Source organism: Neobacillus sp. KR4-4 (assembly GCF_042136325.1).
GTDB lineage: Bacteria > Bacillota > Bacilli > Bacillales > Cytobacillaceae > Neobacillus.
In genome coordinates this window covers 59,614-79,403 of sequence record NZ_JBHHJU010000014.1, presented here as the reverse complement: position 1 = coordinate 79,403, position 19,790 = coordinate 59,614, and the positions used below count along the sequence as shown (strand labels likewise).

The following is a 19,790-nucleotide window of genomic DNA, read 5'->3' as shown; positions in this document are numbered from 1 at the left end:
TCAATAAAATTACTATAGGTGTATTTTACACATATGAGCTAGATTTCGTCAATAGCACAAAGACAAAAAATGTATAATATTTATACAATTTAATAATGAATAAATTTTATGACTATTAAAAACAGCTTTGTAACAAATGCTTATGAATTAGGGAAGTTGCTTTCAACTCCCCGCTTCATCCTTTCAGTTTTACGAGATTGAGAGATTCTTGGTTTGAGATATTTTTGAAAATCACATACATACATTTAATATCGTTAATAATAAATTAAAAAGGCAGATGAAAGTTCAATTCCATTGAAACTTTCATCTGCCTTTTTAGATATTGAGCTTTTTCAGTGCCCTCGCCTAATACCGGATTCATCTACTAACTGCATAAAAGGTTTTATATTAAACAGTCCACTTTATGGATCACAGTTCGGTTAAAGGGGTAGGTGCCTTTTCTAATAAAAAGAGTTTATTTAGCTGAAAAATGAAAAAGCGTTTCTAATTGACGAACTATTTCATCTTTATCCGACTCAACCACTTTGAATTGCTGTGGTTTATTAAACAATTCACTAATTTGTTCAGGGAATGGCTGTTTAATATCACAACGTTCAATAGACTCATTAAATTTTGCAGGATGAGCGGTTGCAAGAGTGACACAAACCTCATTAGGTTTATTACACTTTTCGTATGCCGCGACTCCACAAGCAGTGTGTGGGTCTAATAAATACCTTGTTTCATCATAGTACTTACTGATGGTTTGTAAGCATTCTTCCCCATCAACTCCATGTGCCGCAAAATCCTTTTTCACCTGATGGAGCAATTCCTCGTTCACGACAATTTTTCCTTCTGTCTTGAATTTCTCCATTAAGGCAGACACTTCGATTGGATTTTCATCAAGCAAGTAGTACAAATAACGTTCAAAATTGCTTGCTACTTGGATATCCATAGAAGGACTATAGGTACTGCGGAACTCACCTGGCTTATACACACCATCACGGATAAACCCTTCTAAAATATTATTTTCGTTTGTCGCCACAATGAGTTTACCAACTGGTAGACCCATTTTCTTGGCAAGATATCCAGCAAAAATATCTCCGAAATTACCGGTCGGCACACTGAAGTTAACACTCTCTATGTCATGCTCTTTTTTAATTTGGAAGTACGCATAGAAATAATAAACGGTCTGCGCTAAAATACGAACAAAATTGATGGAATTGATGGCACGCAGGTGATATTTATCCTTTAGATCGACATCTGCAAACAATTCTTTGATAATTCTTTGACCATCATCAAACGTTCCTTTTATAGCCAAATTCAATACACTTTGGTCATCAATCGTCGTCATTTGTAATTCTTGCACCTTACTTACTTTACCGTGGGGATGCAAAATACAAATGCGAATGCCTTCTTTTCCTCTTACGCCTTCAATAGCTGATGCCCCCGTATCTCCCGAAGTTGCACCAAGAATATGAATCGTTTCACCCTTCTTCTTTGAAACATAGGAATATAGGTTTCCTAAGAATTGCAGAGCAATATCTTTAAAAGCAAAGGTTGGTCCATGGAAAAGTTCTAATACATACATATTATCCTTAAGCTTTTGTACCGGTGTTACCTCTGGGTGGCGGAAGCTAGCATAGCTTTTTTGGATCAACTCCTTTAACTCATTTTCTGGAATTTCACCGTCAACATAATAGGAAAAGATTTCGAAAGCTAATTCTTGATAAGTAAGTTTTGACATTGCCTTTAACTTTTCTGCAGGAAGTTGAGGGATTTTCTCTGGTACCAATAATCCCCCATCGTTTGCCAATCCCATTAAGACTGTATCAATAAAACCAATTTTATTTACGCTTCCGCGTGTACTAACAAAGTTCATAGTTATCCTCCATTGTTGATAATTTTTTAGATTAATATTGGTGCTGTTGTTTTTCTTCTAATATTCTTGGCACTTTAATATATAAAATTTATTGTAACATAATTGAGCGAATAGTCTATAAATTGTCGTTTTTGAAAGCGTTTTTATATTAATTACATGTTTCGATAGTAGATTTCCTCGCAATTACTCAACAAATAGGGGTACTCCTCGTATTTCATAAGAAAGTGACGATAAAAACTCAACACACATTTACAGGAATAAAAAGGATTATATGGAATATTACTCTTACAAGAAAAAAATCTTGTGACAAAAATTGAAAGGTTGTGAGTTAATGAGACTTTCTGATCTACAACCTAAGAAAAACTTCAGCTACATCTTCATTCAATTTCCTGGAATGAAAATGAATGTCCCTATGCTCTCGAGTGAGGAGAGAAAGGCGGTGAAAGAAGAGGTTGCTTTATGTCTCCAATTAAATAGCAATAAAAAGGTTCATCAACTCTATTTTGTCCGCACAGAAAGTATTAAACCCTTTGACTTTACCGATGAAGGAATTGGAGCAAAAGCATTTTATAGAGTTGTGAAGCTAAATGAAAACACCCAAAACTCAAACACGAATGAATACGTAGAATTTGCCACGATTATTACAGATGAAGTAAAAATTGTACAGAAGAAAACAGAAACAGGCTTCGACTTCGTCTTAATGTTAAATAAACGTGAAATCGGAATAGTTGCTTCGATGGAAGTAGAAGTTGCTAAAATAGAATATGAATCAGTGCTAACCACTAAAGAATCGAATGAGCTTGTTGCTACTAAAGATAATAGTAAAAAAAATAAACCTGTCCTTGACAGGAGAGCAATCATGGAGATTTTCTTAGGAGACAATGTCTTTCAGGATATTGGAGTTATGAAATCGATCCGAATACTTTTGGAGGGCGTTAAAAGAAAAGTGCCGGTCTTTTCTCCTGCCGCATTAGACTTTCTCGGTCCGGGTGATCAGAACCAAACCATTTTAAACATGAGGGGGTGTAAATTAGAGTCGTTACTTTAATAAAAACTTCATAATAGTAAAATCGAATCAAAAGGATTAAATGGATAATCCTTTTCGATAGAATACACTTTAGGAAAGGAATGAATATAGGCCTCAAGCCTGTTACTTAATAAGGAAAACTAATCGAATCCATTTATTATAGGGACTTAACCAATGAGTTAAGTCCTTTTTACTTTTCAGACAATTACATACTCAGCTTTTTGGTGCCTTGAAACATATGGATTATTCGTAACCCAAAAGCGCCATGGATAATCCCGTGCTTCACCCGTTTTGTCAATTCCAATCCTTTTGCCGACGGATATGCTTTCCGGACAAAAGCCTTTGGCGATATATAAGGGTGGAAGTGTAAGGGGATGGCTATAATCCTCCATGGTAATCCCCAAGGATTTTGTCAAATTGCCAGGGCCATTGGTCAATTTTATTAGCTCTTCCACACCTCTCCTAATTTTCATTAACTCGAGACCCGATTGAGGTTCAAGGGCCCGGATCAAAACTGCTTCTGGTTTTTCTACACCGCCGCTTACCACATTGAAAAGACAGTGTGTGTGCATTATATAAGTATACGCAAGGCCCGAATGTTGGAACATGACTTCGGTTCTAGCCGTCCTTCTATTATTGTAACTGTGTGCAGCCCTATCCCCGGGACCTATATAAGCCTCTGTTTCAACTATGTATCCTGCTGCCATCCCCTCACTCGTTTCTTTTACAAGGAGGCATCCGAGCAATGCCTTTGCCAGTTCAAGGGTGGGCTGATCATAAAAATCCTCGGGTAATAGTTTTAAATCTTTTGTAAATTCTACCACGTTCTATGCCCTCCATTTGAATGATTTTCTTTCACGAAAATATTTGAATGTCTATAAAAAATTGTTTGTTTATTATTAACATTTAATCCTCTCGTTATATATTAACTTTATAGATGTTGATTTTTGTTTCATTTATCGCCAATTTCTTCATTTATTGACTAGGAGAATTTTGACCTGTATTGTATCAAATAACGGACCGATTCCAGGGGAACGTATATAGAAATTTTTGCAGGAGAGAAGGGGTATGATTAATGAAGCAATATAATACGCGGGCAATCATGGCGTCGCTGCTCATTTGCGGTTTTGTTGGTATGTTTAGTGAGACGGCACTTAACATTGCGATTAGTAATTTAATGGATGTGTTTCAAATTTCGGCCGCGACCGCACAGTGGTTGACGACGGGATTTTTGCTTACACTCGGCATTCTAATGCCGATGACTGGGTTGCTGCTACAATGGTTTACAACTAGGCAATTGTTTATCGGGTCGCTCGTGAGCTCTATTGTCGGCACAGTGATTGCGGCGCTCGCGTTCAACTTTGAAATGCTAATGGTCGCTCGCATTCTACAGGCGGCAGGCATGGGTCTTTTGATTCCGCTCATGTTCAATACAATCCTCGTCGTGTATCCACCTGAGAAACGTGGAGCCGCGATGGGCTTCGTTGGACTTGTCATCATGTTCGCGCCGGCAACTGGCCCAACTGTTGCAGGTCTCCTAATCGAATATTTTACATGGCACTACATCTTCTGGCTCTCGCTTCCATTTTTGGTTATTGGGCTGTTGGTAGGGCTGAAATATTTGGAAAATGTCACCGATGTAACAAAGCCTCGGATTGACTTACTATCCGTGGTATTATCAACCATCGGTTTCGGAGGGGTTGTCTACGGTTTCAGCAAAGCAGGAGAAGGTTCCGAGGGTTGGACCAGCACAGTCGTGCTTGCTTCTATTGCTATCGGGTTAATCGCGCTCGCTTTGTTCACACTACGGCAGATGACTATGAGGGACCCGATGATGGACCTGCGCGTCTTCAAGTATCCAATGTACAATGTAGGATTACTTATGGTGCTCTCGTGTATGATGATCATTTTGTCGAGCATGATTATTCTGCCAATGTTTCTTCAAAATGGTATGAAACTGTCGGCATTTACTGCTGGACTCATGCTGTTGCCGGGCAGCGCGCTAAACGGCATCTTATCACCGCGGATGGGACGTTTATTCGATAAGTATGGACCGAAGTGGCTGGTTATTCCCGGACTTGTTGTCGTTGCGGTAACGTTATGGTTTTTCTCCAGCATATCGACCACATCATCGGTCGCTTTTATCGTCGTCCTTCATATCGGATTAATGATCGGCATTTCCATGGTGTGGATGCCTGCACAGACCAACGGCCTGAACCAGCTGCCACCTGCCTTATACCCACACGGAACGGCAGTCATGAACACGTTGCAGCAGGTCGCGGGTGCGATTGGTACAGCAATCGCAATCATCATCCTCACATCTGGAATGGAGAAGTATTTGCATGACTCCTCTGCACCAACTCAGCAGACAGAGGTTGCTAACGCTATGACGGCGGGCTCACAGCATGTGTTCTTGTTTGCGATGATCGTGACGCTGGTCGGTCTCGTTTTGGCCTTCTTCATCCGCCGCGTTGTCGTCAACCATTCAGCAATGAATCCAATGCATTAATGATTATTTCTAATATTGTCTGAGGACTTCCTATAGCTTCTCACAAAATAACAAAAAGCCACCAATTGGTGACTTTTTGTTATTTAATAGTGTTGATTTAGTCCTATAACTTATATTACTCCCTGTGCAATCATTGCATCCGCTACTTTTACGAATCCAGCGATATTAGCACCGACAACTAGATTCCCAGGTGCTTCATAATCTACTGATGCCTTTATACTCTTAGAATATATATCTTTCATAATTCCTTGTAATTTTAAGTCCACTTCTTCTTGTGTCCATGCCAGCCTTGCACTATTTTGCGCCATTTCTAACGCAGAGACTGCAACTCCACCTGCATTTGCTGCTTTGGCAGGAGCAAATAAAACATGATGTTCGATAAACGTCTCGATTGCCTCCAGAGTTGAAGGCATATTTGCACCTTCTCCCACTGCCTTAACACCATTCGAAACTAAAATGTCTGCCGCTTCCTTATTTAACTCATTTTGCGTTGCACAAGGTAATGCAATATCACAAGGGATGGACCAGATGCCTGAACACCCTTCTTGATAGATTGCATCTGGATGTTCATTAACATATTCAAAAATTCTTTTATTCTCTATTTCTTTTAATCGTTTGACCGTATCTAGATTAATACCGTTTGGATCATAAACGTAACCGCTTGAATCACTGCATGCTACTACTTTTGCTCCAAATTCCAATGCTTTTTCGATTGCATAAATAGAGACGTTTCCAGAACCCGATACTACCACTGTACTTCCTTCGAAGCTTAATCCATTATCCTTGAGCATTTCTTCAACAAAATATACTAATCCATATCCTGTTGCCTCTTTCCGGCCTAAGCTCCCGCCATAACCAATACCTTTCCCAGTAAGAACCCCTGCTTCATATGCACCTTTTAGTCTTTTATATTGTCCGAACATATACCCGATTTCTCTAGCTCCTACTCCAATATCACCAGCGGGAACATCAACATCCGGCCCGATATGTCTGCTAAGCTCCGTCATAAAACTCTGACAGAATCGCATAATTTCAAAATCGGATTTCCCTTTCGGGTCAAAGTCAGAACCGCCTTTTCCACCGCCGATTGGCTGACCTGTTAATGAGTTTTTGAAGATTTGCTCAAACCCGAGAAATTTTATGATGCTTGCATTAACAGATGGATGAAAACGTAGTCCCCCCTTATAAGGTCCAATCGAGCTGCTAAACTGAACACGATACCCGCGATTCACTTGTACATTCCCTCGATCATCTACCCATGGGACACGAAAGCTAATTAAGCGCTCAGGTTCCATCATTCTTTCGAGGACAGCTTGCTTAATATATATTGGATTTTTCACAAGGACAGGTACTAAAGAATCAAGTACTTCTTTAACAGCCTGCTGGAATTCCCCTTCATTTGGATTACGCATTTGAACCGTTTTAAATAAACGATTTACGTATTCTTTAACGATTTGCAATTGATTCTCTTCTACTCTGTCCAGCATTTTCATATCGGTCAGCCCCTAATGTATTATAAAGTTAAGAAAATTCCCTTTTCTTACGTGTGTTTTCATTTTATAATTTTATAATTAATAGTTTCAATCTTAATTTTCGATGAAATTAATGCGTTTAACGCATTAAACGGAGTGATATAAAAATGGAAATAAGGCAAATTCAATATTTCTTGGAAGTGGCAAAAAGAGAACATGTGACTGAGGCTGCAGTCGCCTTGCATGTTGCTCAATCTTCGGTCAGCAGACAAATCTTCAATTTAGAAGAAGAATTAGGTGTAAAACTTTTTATACGTGAGGGAAGAAGTGTAAAGTTAACCCCTTTAGGCAGAATTTTTTATGAACGAATGAAACAAGTGTGGTATTTAATGGAGGACGCAAAGCGAGAAGTAGAAGAAAATTTAAACCCTGAAAAAGGAACCGTTCGAATTGCATTCCCGATTAGCATGGCGGCCCATACATTGCCTTCTATCATTTACGCATTCCGTATTCGGTACCCAGAAGCGAAATTTCAAATGAGTAATGCCCTTTATTATGATTTAATCGATGGTGTGATAAACGGTGAATTTAATTTGGCCATGATTGCCCCCATGCCCAATCAGGAAAAAGAGAAAAAAATCAAAGGAGCTACGTTATTTACAGAAAATATCGTTGCCCTCCTCCCGCTCCATCATCCATTATCTGATCGGAAAACAATTCGGCTGCGGGATTTAAGGAATGACCCATTTTGTGTCCTTCCTGAAGGGTTTGTATTTCGCGAACAGGTGGTTCAAGCATGCAATGATTCAGGTTTTTCACCACAAATCGACTTTGAAGGAAAAGATATCGATGCATTAAAAGGCTTAGTCTCTGCAGGCTTAGGTGTAGCATTGATGCCTGAGATGACATTGGTAGATAACACCCCGCGTTCTACCGTGGTGCTTCCAATTTCCGATGCGAATCTCACTCGAACAGTCGGTGTCATCTATCCGACCCAACGTAAACTGCTCCCAACCGAAGCATTATTTTATGATTTTCTGCTTGAAACTTATGAAAGATTAAATGAGTTTCGGAATTAATATGTTCTTATCCGCCAGAAGTAAAAAAAGAGGCAGGCCTTTTAAAAGGTCCTGCCTCCCGATCCTTAATGATTATTGTACCTGTAATGGACACTGCCGTTTGAATTTGATGGTAAAAAATATCAAAGTTGCAGTTAGGAATAAAACAAAGAAAATCGCAATGTGCCCGATATTATTCCACATATAACCGAAATCACCAGTTGAGATAATCGACCTGAAGCCAGAAATCGAATAGGTCATAGGTAAGAATTTCATTATATTTTGCAGGAATGTTGGGCCTAGTTCAATCGGGTACGTTCCTGCACTGCCTGTTAACTGTAATATTAAGATAATAACCGCTATGAAACGTCCAGGATTATCAAGAGCTGTAACAAGGAATTGAATGATGGCTAAGAATGCCCAGCTCGTAAAGATACTTAGCATTATGAAATATGGAATGCTCTTCACTTCGAGACCAAGACCCGACAGCATAACCGCATCTACTAAAAGCGCCTGGCCAATTCCTACTGCTAAAATAACACTGGTTTTTCCAATGAACCATCTAAAACCGTTCTTCGGCTCCGAGGCTGGTTCAAACATTGGAAAAATAACGGAGAGCATTAGAGCACCGACAAAAAGACTAAGTGACAAGAAATAAGGTGCTAATCCACTGCCATAGTTTGGAACATGGTTCATCTTGTTGTTTGAAAGTTTTACTGGATCAGCGAACATATCATAAACTCGATCATTGGCTTTTACATCACTGGCATCCTTAGCTCCTTCAGATAGTTGATCGCCCAATTCCTTCGATCCATCCACTAGTTTAGTCATCCCGCTGTTCAAATCCTTCGAACCACTCGCAAGGGCGGACATTCCGTTATTTAAGTCTTTTTCACCCTGATATAGCGATGTGGTGCCAGATGCTAATTTATTTGCCCCCTGTGCTAACTTATTTGTCCCTTCATTCAATAAAGCGGAACTGGATGATAATTTCCCTAACCCTGAAGTTAGACTGTTTGAACCACTTTCAAGTTGACCGAATCCTTTTTGTGCTTCATCAATCTTTGCACCAAACTGGGTAAGTCCTTGAGTTATCTGTTCTTGGCCATTTAATACCTGTTTTGCTCCGCCAGATAATTGGGTAATACCATCAGCCAGTTTCTGTTGTCCTTGATTCAACTGATTAGCCCCTTCGGCTAATGAATCGGAGCCTTGTTTTATCTTCTCAGCACTGCTAGACAAATCTCCTACACCAGAAGCAACCTGCTGGCTGCCTTTCGACAATTTGGTCAGGCTATCCTTTAGTGCGTTTATTTTTTCCTTCTCTGTTGGATCAGTCGTACTATCCTCCATGCTGCTTACTTGATCGAGCAGCTGCTGAAGTCCTTGACTGACCGTATCTGCACCGGACTTGGTATGGTCAGCTCCTGTCTTCCAACTACCTAAGGAAGCTGAGAGCTGCTCAGAACCATTTACAATCTGCTTTGCTCCGTTTTGCAGACTAGGAACATTTTCTGCAGCAGATGTTAATCCATCAGCTAATTGCTTCGTGCCATCCTCCGCTTTTATCGCACCTGCTATCAACTTCGTATTGGCATCATTCATTTGGCTGAGACCATTGCTGAATTGCTGCAATCCGCTTTGGAGCTGTTTTGAACCCGACGAAGCTGAAACCACTCCATTTGAAAAAGCAAGAGATTTATCTGCTAAAGCCTCAAGGTTTTGCTTAATCGTTTTAGCGCCATCGTCCACTGATTTTGCACCATTCGCTAATTTTTCTGCACCACTGTTAGCAGATGTAATTCCATCTGATAAACTACCGGCCCCTTCTTTGGCTTCTGCCATCCCGTTTGAAAGTTCCCCTGCTCCATCACTAGCTTTGTTCAACCCTTTAGCGACATCCTTTAAACTGTCAAACATGGACTCGGCATAGGTCTTGGTGACGGATTCGGAAACGGCTGCTTTTATCTTTTCAACAGCTGAATCGCCGATTTTGGATGATAAATAGTTATTACCTTCATTTACGGTATAAATTAGATTTAGTTTTTTAGGACTTTCACTTTGTAACGTCGTGGCATTTTTTGAAAAGTCTTTTGGAATTTCAATTTCCAAATAATAATCTTGACTCTTCAAACCTTGTTTTGCCTTTTCTGTACTGACAAAATTCCAATTAAAAGTTTTTTTCTCTTTCAAATTCTCAACTAAATCACTGCCAACTGTTAAGTGCTCTCCATTGTACTCGGCACCTTGGTCATTATTGACAATTGCTACAGGCATTCTGTCCAAATGGGAATATGGATCCCAAAAAGCCCATAAGTAGGTTCCACTATAAAGAACAGGAATCGTCATTACACCGATAATGGCGATTAGCAATTTACGCGTCCGAAAAATCCGTAGAAATTCACTTTTCACAGAAGGGAAAAATTTCATGTAGATCACCTCATTCAAATTCTTATTTCAGTCCGTTGTGACCGTAATCCCCATTTAGTCATTTTGAAACAAAAAAATATTCACCCGATTGACCATTTTAGTTTTTTAGTCATTTATAAGACTTTGTTATAATACCACAACTTATTTTTAGTTTCAACCATTTCAGTATTGATTTTTGTTTTGAGAATAGACCATCAAGTCAATACTAGTAGCGGAGAAAAATGGCAAACAACTATTCCCGATAGGATGGATCGGTTGATTCATGAAGGGAAATTGTGTTAGGAGAACATCACTATGACCAAGGAAGAGGTAGTTAAACTTTTAATACTTATAGAATCGGTATATCCCAACTGCGTATTAAAGGGCGAGACGGTCCAGCAATGGTTCCAATTTTGTTCAGAAATAGATTACGAAATAGTAATGGGCCAGGTGAAAAACCACATTCGAAAAAGCCCCTTTCCACCTGCGTTTGCTGATATCGCAGTATTCACATCAGCAGAAAATGATTTCCCAGAAACATTACAAAATGGAAAGAAGAAAATAAAACGTGAATGGAAATCTGACCATCGAAATTCAATACCTGAATGGCTTTCCGAATATTCAGCAAGAAAAAATGTTTAACATAATAAAAAATAAACCGAAAATATAAAGCTTCCAAAAGAAAACTTATATTTCGGTTTTTATAGTTTATCTGTATAAAGTTATAATAGACCCACCATTTGGAGACCATGAGTAATTCCATTGTCGTCAACGGATTTTGTCACATATTTTGCAACTGCCTTTACTCTTTCTTCCGCATTCCCCATTGCCACACTATTTTTAATGGTGGTCAGCATTTCCAAATCATTAAGCCCATCACCAAAGGCAAATTGGTTTTCTTTTGGGATACCTAATTTTTCAACTATTTTTTCAATCCCTTTTGCTTTTGAGCCGCCGTTAGGGAGTACATCGACTGAAACAGGATGCCATCTTACAAAATCAAATTCACGAAACTCCTGTTCATATTGTTTCTCTTCTCCTTCTGGACAAAAAAGGAGAGATTGAAACAGCTCGCGTCCTTTGTAATAATGCGGATCGTGCGAAGGAAAACGGCTAATTTTTAATGTAGCAATACTTTCTGTAATGTAGCTATGCTCTGGTACATTCGTTTTCATATCCTCGTGATCCATAAAGACTACCGGATGATTGTTAAGAAGAGCTGCTTCTGTTAACTTTTCAATTGCTGAGGCATTTAAAGAATTTTTATATAACTCTTCCCCTCTTAACACGACGTATTGTCCGTTATAACTTACAAATGTAGTAATATCCAATTCTTTTCGCAGATCCTCAAACATAAACGGGGCTCGTCCTGTTGCTATGGCTACTTCATGTCCAAGTTCTTTTAATTTAAAAATGGATTCTTTCGTTGAAAGCGGTAGTTCTTTATCATGATTAAGCAGCGTGCCATCTATATCAAAGAATATAATACTTTTATTGGTCATTTTATGATTCCTGCTTTCGATGTGTATTTTTCTTATTAATTCCCATTGGGTTTATTTATTATTTTACCTGAGCGACTGCCTCCCCTTGATAAATCCGAAAGGCTGGAACAATCGTGTCTGAAACAATTTCTTTTCCTTTTTCACGAATGAAATCTAATTTATAATAGGCGTCAAATCTTTGGCTGATTTCCGTTTTTACCAGTTCAGGCGGAGTAACGACGATGAATTGGAACTTCAGTTTTTCGGCGACTGCGAAGATCGGGTCAAGGACATGTGCGGAAGCGGCCTGACCGAACGGATTATCACAGACTAATGGAACCCAGCTTTGAATGGTTTCGCTTTTGACGGATAATAACATCATCATCATTACCATTCGGGCAGATAACTTCTGTCCCCCACTGCCATCGGACTTCGTTTTAGAACCCTGATTAATCGTCTGCCAGGTAGAATAATGTTCTTTTTGCGGTTTCCCGTACATAAAGGCATTATCTGTTCGCATATTATAGACCAGCAGTTCAGGGTATCGATTTCGAAGTGAAACAAATAAAATTTGCTCATCACTTATCAGTTGTTTGATTTCTTCATCTAATAATCGGTTATTGTCATCAATCATATCAAATTGTTTGGTAATTTTGTTAATGGCAGTTACAAAGTGCTGCTTTAGCAGTGGTTCGATATCTTCAGCCTTTTTAGGTAAGATATCTTCTTTGAGCTGGACAAGTGGAAATGATCCTCGTTCATTTTTTAGCTTCATTTTCGAAACCATCGAACGAATGGCCTCTGAAATGCTCATTACTTTCATGCTGGCACGGCTGGCCCAAAAGTTTTGAGCTCTTTCTGCTCTTTCTTTGTCGCGTTCTAATTGTTCCAATCCACTTTGTGAAAAACGTTTCATATTTTTAACGATGGACTGGATATGCGAATAATGCCTTGTATCCAAATGGTCTAGTGTCGTTAACACTTCATTTTTAAAACGTATCTCCCAATCTTTCCCTTCAATCGTGAGCTTTAAATTCCTTAATGATTGATCGATTTTCGCATGCTTCTCTTGGCCTTCATCCTGAATCGCTTGATGTTCTTCACACCAGGCTAGGATACACGCTTTTCCTTGACTCTTAATTTTCTCTAGATCATCATTCGTAAAAACTGCAGCATCCTCTTTTAAGATAACGGAAAGCGTTAATAAATCGCCTTCATAACCCGTAATTTTGGAGCCCGTTTCTTTTTGGCGTTTCTCAGCCTGCTTGATTTCTTCTTTCGCTAATCTTGTTTGGTCTTTAATTTCTACTTCCTTGACTTCTAAGTCAAGGGCTTCCCACTGTTCAGGCTGTTTTTCATGTTTCTCGACTTTCTTCCCTAACTTATCACGCTGTTCACCCGCATGCTTTAAGGACGTTTCCGCCACCGTTACAGCCGTTCCTTGTTCCCGTTCTTCTTTTTCTGCTGTCTTCGCTTCCTTCTGTGCCGTATGCAGCATAGTCTCTAATATACTTAGAGGTTCATCAGGTTCTGCTGCTTTATTCCAGTCCTGATCATGGGTAGTCAGTTTTTTCTCTAATTTCTTTTGCTGCTTTTGTTCGGTTTCTCTTTTTGCTTGAAGAACGAGTAATTCTCTAGCCTGTTCTTCTTTTGATTTTTGAAGCTGTTTTAACTCTTCCGTACTTCCGTTAATCTCTTGTAGTAAATGCGTTGAAAGATGAGGGACCTCTTCGGATTGTTCGGCTTTTTCCTCAGCAGGAAAAGCTGCTTCTTTAATAAAAAACCGGATTTCCTTAATATTTTGCTCGGTTGTAAGCTTCCATTCCACATACGTTTGATTCCACTGGTTTTGTAGTTCAACTGTATTCTGGTGCTCTTTCCCTATTTCTTGCTGCTGAGCTCCTAAGGCTTCCTTTAGCATTTCTTTCTCGAGTTTCACCCGTTTATTTTCATGATGAAGAGTTTTTTCTTGATCAAACTCCTCTAATTTTTCTACATTTTTAGTAAGTTTCTCAATTTTACCTTTTGTCTTTTCTAGTTGTTCTTTTAACCCAAGCTGTAATACTTTTTCTTTTTCTTCCTGTGTTTTAATTTCCTGCAATTGTGTCTTTTTAGTAAGTAGAGCGTTTTGTTCCTGAGTGAGAACTTTTTCGATATCAGTCGAAAGTTCGCTAGATAAAAATCGATCAATTTCTTTTAAAATACGACGCAGGGAGATTTCTGTCTTTTCAATTTCTAGAAGTGTATCTTTCTTTTCGTCTATTTGTTTAGCAATCGTTATTTTCCAACTGGTGAATTGATTTTTATCACTTAATAGATCTTTTTCCGATCCATTAATAATCACAAAGGACGGGTGGTGGTATTCGCTGTTCATTTCCTCACGCAAGAAAATTGGTACAGGACTTTTAAACATCCTTCCTGTAAGAACCTGCTGATTAATTTTTTGCCATTGCTGCCCGCTTACGACCAACCCGTATGGAAGGAGCGGATACGTCATAAGGGAATGAGCCACTTCCTCTGAACTTAATGATTGGAGAAATTGGGTTCCATAAAATACATCAATTCCCGTCTTCTCATCGATCCATTCCTTTAATTCCTTCACATCCTTGTTTGCGATCCAGAAGGGCTCATCGTTTAAGGAATGGTCGAGTTGTGTTTCCCAAAGTTCCTTCTTTATTTGTTCAGCTTGTTGGCGGTTATTGCCTAGAATTTCTTCTATTTGTAATGCGTACTTCGACAAGAGTGATTGAGTAAATGGTGCTGTGACATCATCAATTAAACCAAGTAGCTTATCAAAGAGTTTTACCTCTTTTTGTTTTTGCTCTTCATTTGCTATGTTTAAGTCTTCACATTTTTCCTGTGAATACTGAATCGATTGGACAAGCGTACCATGTGAAGTGGCAAGTTGATTTTGCTTTTCACTAGATTCTTTATCTTTTGCCTGCAGCTCAACTAATCCAGCCTTTTTATCTTCAATTTGTTTCAAAAAACTCTCGATCAAGCCCTTTAAGTCATAGGTTAAGCGATCGCCAAATTCTTGGATAAGTGCCGCTTCCTTCAACTCAAACCTATGCATTTGTGTATAAAGAAAATCAATTTCCGTACTTAGTTGAGCTATTTCTTTTGTCTTTTGTTTATCCTGCTGCAACAGCCCCGATGCTTTTTTATGTAAGAACTTTTGATAGCCCAAATACCGTTTTACACCATCTTGAATCAACAAATAGGATTGCTCCCATTGCTTTCTAACTTCTTGTTTAATTTCTTCCATTCTTTGATTCACTTGCTCTAAGCCGCTGTTTTGCTCTAATGTCGCAATCTGCTGTGATAGAGAGCGAATAGTTTGTTCGTTTTCACTCCACTCTTTTAATAACAGCTGAAAGTCTAGTTGTGCTTTTCGTTCCTGTTTCACTTTAACAATTGTTTGTAAGGAAGTATGTTTCTCCCTTTCTTCCACTAATTTCTTCTCCCAGTCCATGACCTCTCTATGAGCTTTCGCAAACTCTAAATTATCTTTCTGATAGCGCAAATCTGCCTGTCTAATCGCCAGTTTTTCCAATTTTTTCTCTAAACCATGCAGCATTTCCTCTTCCGATTGCTTCAAGTGTTCTAATGCACCAAGCAGTTGTCTTCCGGTCTGTATACTTGCATGAACAATTTCTTTATGTTCTACTCCTTTAGCTACGTACTCTTCAAATGGGACAATGTCTTCTAAAAATTCTTTATGGGCTTGCTCTCTTTTTAACAGAACAGGCAGGTCCTTCGCGATACTAGCCTGGCTTTTGAAAATTTCTACTAAATCGTTCTTTTGATGTTCAGCTCGATGCAACACTTGACTTACTGTAGGAATGATTCGTTTCTGAAAGAGAGAATGATCATCCTCAGCGCCCTCGAAATATTTTCCAACGCCGCCTTCATCCTTGTTAATGTCCTTCATAATATCCCAGTCTTTACGATTAATACCATATGTATCAAGGATGCGATAGTGCTTCTTCGGATCTCGGTAAACGTCATATCCATTCCATTTTAGATAGTCCTTTAAGCTTTCCGTTTCAGCAACCTCACCATTTTCATAAAGTGGAATATGCTCAAGCGATGCCTCTTCTTTCCGTTCAAATTCTCTGGTATAAAAGGTAAAAATAGGGAGGATTTTTGCTTCCTGTTCCAATGGTATCCCTTCATGTCCACCTTCATCATTCATCGAAATCCGCTGCTCGGCTGAGAACATCCCGCCCGTCACCAGATGCCGGTTGTCCGCCCCATCTAATTCCCACTGAATGAGAACATGGAAGGTATAGGGAATAAATTGCTCTTTATTGTTAAAGAAAAACTGCTGATAATATCGATTGTTTTGTTTTCCCCACGATGTTCCAGGTTTGAGTACTTGGAAAATAGTCTGGAGGAACACACCTTTCCCTCCCCCATTCATCATGGCAATGAGCCCATTTGTTGATGTCTCATCATTATGAAAATTAAACGTGGTATCTTTATATTGCTTTTGCATGCCATCATACTTGAGGCCGACAATTCTAATTCGATGGATTTTCGGCATGCATATCCTCCTCTGTAGTCAATAATTTTTTAAAAACTTCATAACGATCATAATCATGATACAAATATTCAATTCGCTCAAAAAGCTCTTGTTTGGGAATAACCTTAGCTATATCGTCCCGATCAAGAATGACAATAAGCCCCTCTGTCTCTAATAAGCGCATAGCGCCGGCAATTAAACCGATACGGGTCCGTCTATTGCCTTTTTTACTCCCATAATCATCCGAGTCAACCTCCATGTATTTCCATGTTGTTACAACTTCCTTCATATCAATCCGTTCTTCTTCTCCGAAGGTCGGTTCAATTTTAAGAATGCTCTCCCATTTCATCATTAAGTCATTGACTTGCCGTTCTAATGCATAGTAACTAATCCCTTCCCGCTTTGTGCGGATTTTTGCTGCCTGGTTGCGGTCTATGGCTGCTAAAAAGGACATAATGACAACGCTAATCAGATGAAAATGTTTCTTCGTTTCAACTTGTCTATGCTTTTCCTTCATATGGGTAAAATTCGTAGCAAAGACAGATCCGGTTGGCTGAACAACTAAGTGGATCCGTTTAGGCGATTCAATGATATATGTACCTGATTCGTCTGCCAATAAAAGAACGGTCTGTCTCACTTCCGGATCAAAATATGTCTGGAAGTGTTCGCTATTTTCGTCGATGACTTTATCTTTCAATAAAGAAAAATAGACAGCTGATGCTCTTTTGATCGTTTCTGCATTCATCATTTCTCCTCCTGAACACAAATTTTAAAAGGGGTAATTTTCATTTGATACCATTGATGCGGCTCTGCCCGATGGTCAAACATGGTATAAATCTTTAAGCCTTCGAAGACTTGAAATTGCGGATATTCCTTCATTAATTTATAAAGAAGAATTTCCCTCTCATCTGTTAAGGTTTCTTCCTTTCGATGCAGCACTTGAATCTTCAGCGGTTTTTTATCGAACATCATCCACAAATCAATCGTTTCAGATTCTTCAAACCATAAATCCTGTACTTCTAGTGGCAGCTCGGCTATATCAGCTAACGAGAACTCACGGTTTGTTTGTAAAAATTGAAAAACATAACTCCATGCCTTAATAACTGAATCCCAGTTCGTCACTCGCAACCGAGTAATGTTTTCTTCTGCCTCTTCTTCAATAATGGCATCAGTTAGTTGTTTTTCATCAAATTCTTGTTCTCCCCAAATCCAATCGAGCGGCAGAATAAATTCATTCTTCGGTGAAAATAACGGGGAAAGGACACCCTCTATTATCTCGAAATTTTTGATCCCTTCTTGCCTGAACCAATTTTCATAAAAATGCTCCCGAAATGAAACCAGACTGTTTTCCCAAAACAATGAAGGGTTTTCCGCCTTTAATTTCATTTCATAGGAAATATTTTGAATGACTAGCTTAGCAAAACGATCATGCAATTGTCTTGTATGGCCAATTTTTTCTTGAAGAAGAATCAATTCTTTCTGCATAAAATCATCTTCTTCATTCCTGCGTTTGGTCTTTTCTATCATATTAGTAATGGTCCGGAAGTGATTCTTTTCTTCTTCAAATTGCTTTTCAATTTCAACCCGATTGTCGGCCCTTTGCCATTCCTCTTCCATTAATAAGATTTTGGGATTGTTAATCATTTCTTTTTGAAAGGTGAATTCATTTGCCATTAAGCGGTTTACTCTTGAAATGAGGTGATCGAGGTTTCGTGTAGCTTTTCGAAAATTACCGTTTTTAATCAACTGCATACTATAGAGCTGTTCTATTGTAATGGAGAATTCCTCTGCCATTTCTCTGCTCATAAAAATCATTTCCTGAGAGACATCCGTGAGTTTATAAACAATGGATCCGCCTATTTCTAAGTTCGTATATAATTCATCCATCGTGACATATCGATAGGTTTGCGTTTCCCACGATTGTTTGATTTCATCGTAATATAGGGCTTCAAACGGTTTACTATACTCTTCCTTTCCCTGATATAAAAGGCCACTGGTAATTCGTTCAATTTGCTTTTCGTCTGCTAAAAGCTTCATTTGCTTTATGGAATCTTCCACCATGTATTTGATATCGGATTTACTTCTATGATCATCATCATTTAATTCTCGATAAAAAATGGTGAGAAGCACATGCATGAGAATGGTTTGGATATGAGGTTTTAGATCCCCCACCTCCATTCCTCTGCCAAGTTCAAATAATGGATTTAATCGTTGCATCCGCTGGGCGAATCCTTCCCATGACTCGTTCACATCCATCGCCTCCATGATTCGATCGTTAACACTTCTTGCGCTATCCGCTTATTTTCCTGCCATAAATCCTGTAATAGCGCTTGCTCTTCTTCTGTAAACCATTGAAAGAATAAATCACGGTATTTGAGGTTTTGTGTTTGACCTTGTTTCTGTTCATTCCTTCGTTCTATACATTCGAGCATCTTTCGGTAAATTTTTAAGGCAGGCTGAATACAGCAATCTGGATATTTTTCGATAAGCCGAATAAGGATTCCGTAACCTGCAGCATCAAGGTCTCCTGCATAATAGAAAAGATAGGATTTAGGTGGAAACATTCTAAAGAAAAAGGAGAAGCTCCGTTCAATTTTCGTTCCTTCACCATAAATAATCAGTTCCGGTTCATAGTCGAGTTGATTTGCTTCCAATAACTTAATGGATGTATGAAAGAAAGATAGATTTTCGACGATTAGAACTCTCTGAATATCTTTCATTTCTTTCCCTTGTTTCATCCAAAAGACAAAAGGCTCGCCGTAGTTTACCATTTTAAGCTGGTCTTCTCCAATGCCAATTCTAGCTAAAAAACCTTTTCCATCAGGAAAGCTATCACTGTCGAGTAAGAATTTTTCATGACCAAAAAGCTCCAGGCTTCTTTCTTCGACTGACACGACCTCCCGTTCCTGACTGGACTTTAGAAATGTATAGACATTCTGGATACGATTCCATTCATCTTTCGTTTGCCATTCAGGATGCCGTTCATAAAAGGAAAAATCAAACTGATCACCTAATTTCATCATTTCAAGACGATTCCATTTGTTTTCCTGAACTTTTAAATTTACCCAGTGATATAACGATAGAGATGGTGTTCTTCCATTATATTGATTATTTAGAATGGGGATTAGTTGTCCTTCTTCTTTCAATGTTTCAATGGCACGATAAAACAGCGAATAACCATCCATTTCAAAATAATCATCTATTAGCTTCCGCAACTGAAGTTCTAAATCGTTAATATTTATTTTCTTTTTTTGTTTAGGGTGTTGAATATCAGCTATAAAACTTCTCACCCGTGTTTCAATGATGTCGATTGTATTCACCTACTTAGATCTTCTTAGTTTCATAGAAATAGACTATTACAGCCAATTTGGACATCCTTTTATTATAAACTAGTTGTGATATGGTTGGTAAATGAAATTTTCTTAAAATAGTGACCGGATGCGAAAGG

The 19,790-nt window shown here is 38.8% G+C and carries 13 protein-coding genes; 4 read left to right on the top strand and 9 right to left on the bottom strand.

All coding sequences use genetic code 11. The annotated features are described in order from the left end of the window. Positions 1 to 454: 454 nt before the first annotated feature. Positions 455 to 1,858: a threonine synthase gene (gene thrC, locus ACE198_RS15580; RefSeq protein ID WP_375376170.1), complete on the bottom strand. Its 1,404-nt coding sequence runs from the start codon at positions 1,856 to 1,858 to the stop codon at positions 455 to 457. A 331-nt stretch (positions 1,859 to 2,189) separates the two neighbouring features. On the opposite strand from thrC, the gene ACE198_RS15575 reads away from it, so the two are divergent. Continuing rightward, positions 2,190 to 2,906, top strand: coding sequence for a hypothetical protein (locus ACE198_RS15575; protein WP_375376169.1), 717 nt, complete (start codon positions 2,190 to 2,192; stop codon positions 2,904 to 2,906). Positions 2,907 to 3,082: 176 nt separating this feature from the next. On the opposite strand, the gene ACE198_RS15570 is transcribed toward ACE198_RS15575, so the two are convergent. Further along, positions 3,083 to 3,709, bottom strand: a complete 627-nt coding sequence (locus ACE198_RS15570; protein WP_375376168.1) for a DNA-3-methyladenine glycosylase — start codon at positions 3,707 to 3,709, stop codon at positions 3,083 to 3,085. Positions 3,710 to 3,960: 251 nt separating this feature from the next. On the opposite strand from ACE198_RS15570, the gene ACE198_RS15565 reads away from it, so the two are divergent. Further along, positions 3,961 to 5,394 carry a DHA2 family efflux MFS transporter permease subunit gene (locus ACE198_RS15565; RefSeq protein ID WP_375376167.1) on the top strand — a complete coding sequence of 478 codons (1,434 nt, stop codon included), beginning with the start codon at positions 3,961 to 3,963 and terminating at the stop codon, positions 5,392 to 5,394. Positions 5,395 to 5,504: 110 nt separating this feature from the next. Here the strand turns inward: ACE198_RS15565 and gdhA are convergent, their stop codons facing one another. Next, the gene (gene gdhA / locus ACE198_RS15560; RefSeq protein WP_375376166.1) at positions 5,505 to 6,887 is read right to left on the bottom strand and encodes an NADP-specific glutamate dehydrogenase; all 1,383 of its coding nucleotides are present in this window, start codon (positions 6,885 to 6,887) and stop codon (positions 5,505 to 5,507) included. 146 nt (positions 6,888 to 7,033) lie between these two features. Here gdhA and gltC point away from each other — a divergent pair, with 146 nt between their 5' ends. Beyond that, on the top strand, positions 7,034 to 7,945 hold the full coding sequence (gene gltC / locus ACE198_RS15555; RefSeq protein WP_098575164.1) for a glutamate biosynthesis transcriptional regulator GltC: 912 nt from the start codon (positions 7,034 to 7,036) through the stop codon (positions 7,943 to 7,945). A gap of 72 nt (positions 7,946 to 8,017) precedes the next feature. Here the strand turns inward: gltC and ACE198_RS15550 are convergent, their stop codons facing one another. After that, positions 8,018 to 10,354, bottom strand: coding sequence for a YhgE/Pip family protein (locus ACE198_RS15550; RefSeq protein WP_375376165.1), 2,337 nt, complete (start codon positions 10,352 to 10,354; stop codon positions 8,018 to 8,020). A gap of 294 nt (positions 10,355 to 10,648) precedes the next feature. Here ACE198_RS15550 and ACE198_RS15545 point away from each other — a divergent pair, with 294 nt between their 5' ends. Then, entirely contained in the window at positions 10,649 to 10,975 is a 327-nt protein-coding gene (locus ACE198_RS15545; protein ID WP_251456001.1) for a replicative helicase loader/inhibitor, read from the top strand. 80 nt (positions 10,976 to 11,055) lie between these two features. Here the strand turns inward: ACE198_RS15545 and ACE198_RS15540 are convergent, their stop codons facing one another. The 5 genes from ACE198_RS15540 to ACE198_RS15520 are packed head-to-tail and all read right to left on the bottom strand — an operon-like array spanning position 11,056 to position 19,662. Then, entirely contained in the window at positions 11,056 to 11,835 is a 780-nt protein-coding gene (locus tag ACE198_RS15540; protein WP_251456003.1) for a Cof-type HAD-IIB family hydrolase, read from the bottom strand. Between the two features lie 58 nt (positions 11,836 to 11,893). Further along, complete coding sequence (locus ACE198_RS15535) at positions 11,894 to 16,363, bottom strand: hypothetical protein (RefSeq protein WP_375376164.1); 4,470 nt, start codon at positions 16,361 to 16,363, stop codon at positions 11,894 to 11,896. Further along, entirely contained in the window at positions 16,341 to 17,087 is a 747-nt protein-coding gene (locus ACE198_RS15530; protein WP_375376163.1) for a DUF6063 family protein, read from the bottom strand. The genes ACE198_RS15535 and ACE198_RS15530 overlap by 23 nt, the downstream gene beginning before the upstream one ends. Next, a complete protein-coding gene (locus tag ACE198_RS15525) occupies positions 17,087 to 18,598 on the bottom strand; it encodes a hypothetical protein (protein ID WP_375376162.1) in 1,512 nt (503 codons plus the stop codon). The genes ACE198_RS15530 and ACE198_RS15525 overlap by 1 nt, the downstream gene beginning before the upstream one ends. Further along, entirely contained in the window at positions 18,589 to 19,662 is a 1,074-nt protein-coding gene (locus ACE198_RS15520) for a Wadjet anti-phage system protein JetD domain-containing protein (RefSeq protein WP_375376161.1), read from the bottom strand. Before ACE198_RS15520 ends, ACE198_RS15525 begins: the two co-directional genes overlap by 10 nt. Between the last annotated feature and the right edge of the window lie 128 nt (positions 19,663 to 19,790).

Bases quoted from the DNA above. Each gene is read 5' to 3' on its own strand.
- thrC (WP_375376170.1), bottom strand. From the start codon at position 1,858: ATGAACTTTGTTAGTACACGCGGAAGCGTAAATAAAATTGGTTTTATT.
- ACE198_RS15575 (WP_375376169.1), top strand. From the start codon at position 2,190: ATGAGACTTTCTGATCTACAACCTAAGAAAAACTTCAGCTACATCTTC.
- ACE198_RS15565 (WP_375376167.1), top strand. From the start codon at position 3,961: ATGAAGCAATATAATACGCGGGCAATCATGGCGTCGCTGCTCATTTGC.
- gdhA (WP_375376166.1), bottom strand. From the start codon at position 6,887: ATGAAAATGCTGGACAGAGTAGAAGAGAATCAATTGCAAATCGTTAAA.
- gltC (WP_098575164.1), top strand. From the start codon at position 7,034: ATGGAAATAAGGCAAATTCAATATTTCTTGGAAGTGGCAAAAAGAGAA.
- ACE198_RS15550 (WP_375376165.1), bottom strand. From the start codon at position 10,354: ATGAAATTTTTCCCTTCTGTGAAAAGTGAATTTCTACGGATTTTTCGG.
- ACE198_RS15545 (WP_251456001.1), top strand. From the start codon at position 10,649: ATGACCAAGGAAGAGGTAGTTAAACTTTTAATACTTATAGAATCGGTA.
- ACE198_RS15540 (WP_251456003.1), bottom strand. From the start codon at position 11,835: ATGACCAATAAAAGTATTATATTCTTTGATATAGATGGCACGCTGCTT.
- ACE198_RS15535 (WP_375376164.1), bottom strand. From the start codon at position 16,363: ATGCCGAAAATCCATCGAATTAGAATTGTCGGCCTCAAGTATGATGGC.
- ACE198_RS15530 (WP_375376163.1), bottom strand. From the start codon at position 17,087: ATGAATGCAGAAACGATCAAAAGAGCATCAGCTGTCTATTTTTCTTTA.
- ACE198_RS15525 (WP_375376162.1), bottom strand. From the start codon at position 18,598: ATGGATGTGAACGAGTCATGGGAAGGATTCGCCCAGCGGATGCAACGA.